At 74.7% G+C, this 4266-nt stretch carries 6 protein-coding genes; 2 read left to right on the top strand and 4 right to left on the bottom strand.

Annotated elements, in window-relative coordinates:
- A partial coding sequence (locus TR46_RS42995; RefSeq protein WP_042411790.1) for an SUKH-4 family immunity protein occupies positions 1–494 on the bottom strand: 494 nt, incomplete at its 3' end.
- On the bottom strand, positions 491–1498 hold the full coding sequence (locus tag TR46_RS37505; protein WP_042411788.1) for an SMI1/KNR4 family protein: 1008 nt from the start codon (positions 1496–1498) through the stop codon (positions 491–493). The genes TR46_RS37505 and TR46_RS42995, both read right to left, overlap by 4 nt.
- Before the next feature lie 255 nt (positions 1499–1753).
- Here TR46_RS37505 and TR46_RS37500 point away from each other — a divergent pair, with 255 nt between their 5' ends.
- Complete coding sequence (locus TR46_RS37500) at positions 1754–2224, top strand: YwqJ-related putative deaminase (protein WP_042411785.1); 471 nt, start codon at positions 1754–1756, stop codon at positions 2222–2224.
- Positions 2225–2229: 5 nt separating this feature from the next.
- A complete protein-coding gene (locus tag TR46_RS37495) occupies positions 2230–2754 on the top strand; it encodes an SUKH-3 domain-containing protein (protein WP_042411784.1) in 525 nt (174 codons plus the stop codon).
- 138 nt (positions 2755–2892) lie between these two features.
- Here the strand turns inward: TR46_RS37495 and TR46_RS37490 are convergent, their stop codons facing one another.
- Both TR46_RS37490 and TR46_RS37485 read right to left on the bottom strand, forming a co-directional pair.
- The gene (locus TR46_RS37490; RefSeq protein WP_042411783.1) at positions 2893–3261 is read right to left on the bottom strand and encodes a GntR family transcriptional regulator; all 369 of its coding nucleotides are present in this window, start codon (positions 3259–3261) and stop codon (positions 2893–2895) included.
- A complete protein-coding gene (locus TR46_RS37485; RefSeq protein WP_152626941.1) occupies positions 3255–4211 on the bottom strand; it encodes a hypothetical protein in 957 nt (318 codons plus the stop codon). Before TR46_RS37485 ends, TR46_RS37490 begins: the two co-directional genes overlap by 7 nt.
- Positions 4212–4266: the final 55 nt, after the last annotated feature.

Raw genomic sequence — 4266 nt, 5'->3', positions numbered from 1 at the left:
GGGGCCAGCATGGTCGGCACCTCGCCCGGAGGGCCCGACGAGACCGGCGGCGCCACCAGCAGCGACGGCTCGTCGGACTCGGCGGCGGCCCGCGCGTTCTCCGCGGCCATCGCCGCCGCCCCCGCCTCCTCCAGCCACTGCGGCGGGCTGAGCAGGAAGGACGTCGCCTCGGCCAGACCGCGCTCCGGCGGCGACTGGGTGCCCGCCGGGGTGGCCCCGGCCGGCCGGCCGTACGCCTCCTCGTAGTGGCGCACCACATCGTTGATCGGCAGCGCCGGCCACAGCGTGGTCACCCCGCTGTCCCTGGCGATCACCATCCGCACCGCGCCGCCGTCCGAGGACGGGCCATCCGCGCGGTCCACCGCCCAGGCCACGAAGCCCAGGTCGAACTCGCGCACCCGCACCTCGCGGCGCTGGTAGGCGGGCACGCCCTCGTTGATCCACTCCTCGGCGCGCTGCTGCGCCTCCGCATAGGTCACCACGGGCCCGTTCACCCCTCCACCGGGACCGCGCGGGCGAAGCCGCCGTCCACCATCAGCTCGGCCACCGTCTGCAGTTCGGGCGGGTTGCCGGCGAGCCGCAGCAGGAACGCGTCGAAGTCGTCGCCGCAGGGCAGCAGCAGCTGCTCGCAGCGCTGCTGGGGCGTCAGCTGCGTGCTGCCGTCGTCCCGCGCGTCGTCGTAGGGAAGGAACCAGACGGTGCCGATGGCCCCGCCGCGCACCTTCAGTGCGACCAGGCCGCCCTGGACGTAGCCGACGCCCAGGTAGTCCTTGGTCAGATGGTCGCGCAGGCACTTGTTGACGTAGACCACGTCGTCCAGGGTGCGTTCCTCACGCAGCGTCAGGAACGGCTGGTCGACCAGGACGCCCAGTTCGGTGTCCAGCGCCACGCCCTTGGGCCCGCGGCCCCCGGACGCCTTCAGGAAGGTCCGGTACGGGCCCGGCAGGCCGTAGCCGAGACCCTCCTCGGCGGCCTGCACCCGCTGCTCGCTCGCGCCGGCGTCGTTCTCCTCGGGGGCCGCACCCAGCGGACCCTCCCCCAGGGGGAAGTGGACCGGGCGGCGCTCCTGCAGCGGTCTGGTGCCGCGCTTGCCGTGGTCCGCGGTGGACAGCGCGAGCCCTGCGTGGTGCCGCAGCAGCGCCTTCACCTCGACCGGGACCAGCTCCATCCGGCGGTGGCCCGGGCGCGACCCGCCCACCGCGTGGTGCCAGGTCCAGCCCGTGGGCGTGGACACCGGGGTGCCGACGTCCGCCCACAGGTCGTGGCCCTGCGCGTACAGCGCCGCGTTCGCCGAGACGTAGTCGGTGAGGCGCAGCTCGTCCACGCCGAACCCCTCCGGCGGATCGGCGACCTCGGCCGCCGCACGGACGTAAGGGCCGAAGTCAGGGTGCCCCTGCCCGTCCACCCGGACCCCGTCGGGGTACTTGCGGGCGCGCAGCGGATCGGGGAAGTGCACGACCTGCCCGGCATAGGCGGCGTTGGGCCGACCTGTCGTCATCGAGTTTGCCCCCTGCTGGAACTGAATGCCGACCCCCAGCCTAGGGGGTGCACCCCCCGAACGGATCTCCAGAGTCCGCACAGGCTTCTCCGCACCCGCTCAACCGCGCCGCCGGGACCCCGACTTCCTCATTGTCACAGGCATTTGGCAGGCTGTGGTCTGCAGCAGCGGCGGGTGCGTCCCGTCAACGGGGGCTGCCGCGCGGCAAGTACCCGTGCTCCGCCGTGCGCGTGCACAGGGAAGGAACGACCGTTCGTGGACACCACCGAGGACCGCCGCCCGGCGACCGCCGCACCGCTTCTGAGGAACCGTCGGGACAGCCTGATGCCGATCGTCGCCTCGGCGCTGTCGGTACGCGGCGACACCTACACCTGCGCCGGGGACAAGGCCGACCAGCCGCCGCAGCTGCACCCGCTGGTCGCCGGGTTCCTGGCCGAGCTGCCGGTCTCCGAGCGTGAGCGCTTCACCGGGCGCTGCCCGGAGGCCGTCCTGCTGTCGCAGTTCTTCAGCGCCGCCGAGGACAACCGCTCCAAGCGGGCGGCGCGCAAGCCGTTCAGCGACGGCGAGGCGCGCAAGGCGCTGCGCGGCGCCCGGATGACCTCGGTGCGGATTCGCGAGGAGGGCGACCCCGCGCACGGGACCCACCAGCCGCCGTGCCGCTCGTGCGTGCCGCTGCTGGCCCACTTCGGGGTGCAGACCGTCTCCCTCGCGCCGAAGGGGGCGTGAGGGCCGTGGCCGAGGACTGGTCCCCCCCGCCCGCAGCCGCGCCCGGTCCGCGCTTCCCGGCCGAGGTCGCCTCCGTGCTGACCAAGTCGGGCTGGCATCCGGGGCGCAGGCATCTGCCGCGCGCCGAGCAGTGGGCCGACACCCTGTCCGGCCACGTCTCCCCCGAGGGCCACCGGCATGCCGTCTTCCCGGCCGCGGTCGAGGCCTGGGCCGAGTTCGGCGGGATCCGGGTGACCCTGGAGGGCGCGGGGGCGCAGCAGGCGCGCACCGCGTTCACCATCGACCCGCTGCTGGGGCTCAACCAGCCCCGCACCCTGGCCGACCTGGGCCGCTGCCTGGAACTGCCGCTGGCCCCGCTGGGCGAGGAGCGGGACGGGCAGGCCCTGCTGGCCATCGACGCGCTGGGCCGGGTGCACAGCCTGGACCACAGCGGCGAGTGGTTCCTCGGGCAGACGATCGACCAGGCGCTGGCCCTGCTGGTCACCGGGAGGACGCCGGAGCGCCTGCGCTTCGTCGCGGACGCGCTGTGAGGGATTCCCGGCTGCGGCATGTGCATGGTTGGCCGCGCAGTTCCCCGCGCCCCTATGGGTCTGCAACTGGCCCGCTTGCAATCAGCTAGGGGCGCGGGGAACTGCGCGAACAGCAACCACGCACAGCCCGCACCGGCGCTACCTTCCGTAAGCCGCGTCCAGGGCCGCCGCCACTACGGCCTGCGCCTCCCCTGCCGGAATGCCCAGACCACGGACCCGCTCCGCGTACACCGCAGCCGCCTTAGCCGCCACGGCGAGCGACGCGTCGCCGGCCGCGGCGATCACCGTGCCGTGGCGCCCACGCGTCTGCACCACGCCTGCGGCCTCCAGCTCGCGGTAGGCCTTGGCGACGGTGTTCACCGCCAGGCCCAGCTCCTCCGCCAGCCCCCGCACGGTCGGCAGCCTGGTCCCCACCGGGGCCTCCCCGCTGCGGGCCAGCTCGGCGATCCGCGCCCGTACCTGTTCGAACGGCGGGACGGAGGAGTCGGGGTCGACGGTGATCAGCACGATGTGGTCTCCGAGGTGGGCGGCAGCAGCGGTGGTGCACTGCGACCACGGTAGTACCGCCGCACGCCCGGCTGCCCGAGCGCGATCACGAAGAAGAACACCAGCATGCCCAGCCCCATCCAGACGGCCCCGGCGTCCGAGGCGGCCCCCGGGTTACGCGCGTCGGCCGCGGACAGCACGGAGTGCAGCCGCGCCGTCGCCACCAGGTAGACCAGCAGCGGCAGCAGCGGTGCCAGGTCGAGCACGGTCCGCACCCGGAAGGCGTCGTCGAAGGCCAGCGCCTGGCTGGAGCCCGGCGCCTGGCGGCCGTTGAGCACCGCCAGCTGCCGGCTCTCCACGCCGTACAGCGCCACCACCGCCACCGCCAGCAGGGCCGCGAACGCCCGGATGCCGAAGCCCTGGGCCAGCCCCAGCTGCTGGAACCACCACAGCACCGCGCCGGCCAGCAGCGGCGGGGCCAGGGCCAGTACCCGCACCGCCCACACCGTCCAGCCGGGCACCGCGTCCCGCAGCGCGATACGGACCGGCCGGTCGCCGCTCAGCGCGTCCGCGCGGCGCAGCCGGGCCAGCTCCCACAGCCCGGTCGCGGCGTTGGCCACCACCAGGGGTGCCATCAGCACCAGAGCGATCGTCGGCCCACGCAGCGGCGCGGCCGGGTCCGTCGCGGTGTCACCGAGGCCGGAGGCGAGCAGTCCGCCCTCCAGCGCCGCCACCGGCACCGCTATCAGCAGCGACAGCAGCAGCCCGGCCAGCGCCCGCCGCTTCAGCCGGGCCGCCAGCGGGTTCACCAGTTCCACCGGCAGCGCCAGATCGACCTCCTTGGCCCAGCGCAGGGCCCGCCGCAGCCGCAGCTCCTCGCCGTCGCGCCGCCAGGCCAGCCCGGCGACGCCCAGGACCAGCAGCAGCAGACCGGCCAGTCCCAGGCCGCCCAGCAGCACCGCCTCGTTCACGACGCCCACCCCCCTGCGTAGCCCGCCCAAGCGCGCATCATCGCACCCACGCCCC

Origin of the sequence: Streptacidiphilus carbonis (assembly GCF_000787775.1) — a bacterium.
GTDB lineage: Bacteria > Actinomycetota > Actinomycetes > Streptomycetales > Streptomycetaceae > Streptacidiphilus > Streptacidiphilus carbonis.
This window is presented reverse-complemented; position numbering and strand designations above follow the sequence as displayed.

Excerpts from the sequence above, each read along its gene's own strand:
- TR46_RS37505 (WP_042411788.1), bottom strand. The coding sequence starts at position 1,498 with ATGACGACAGGTCGGCCCAACGCCGCCTATGCCGGGCAGGTCGTGCAC.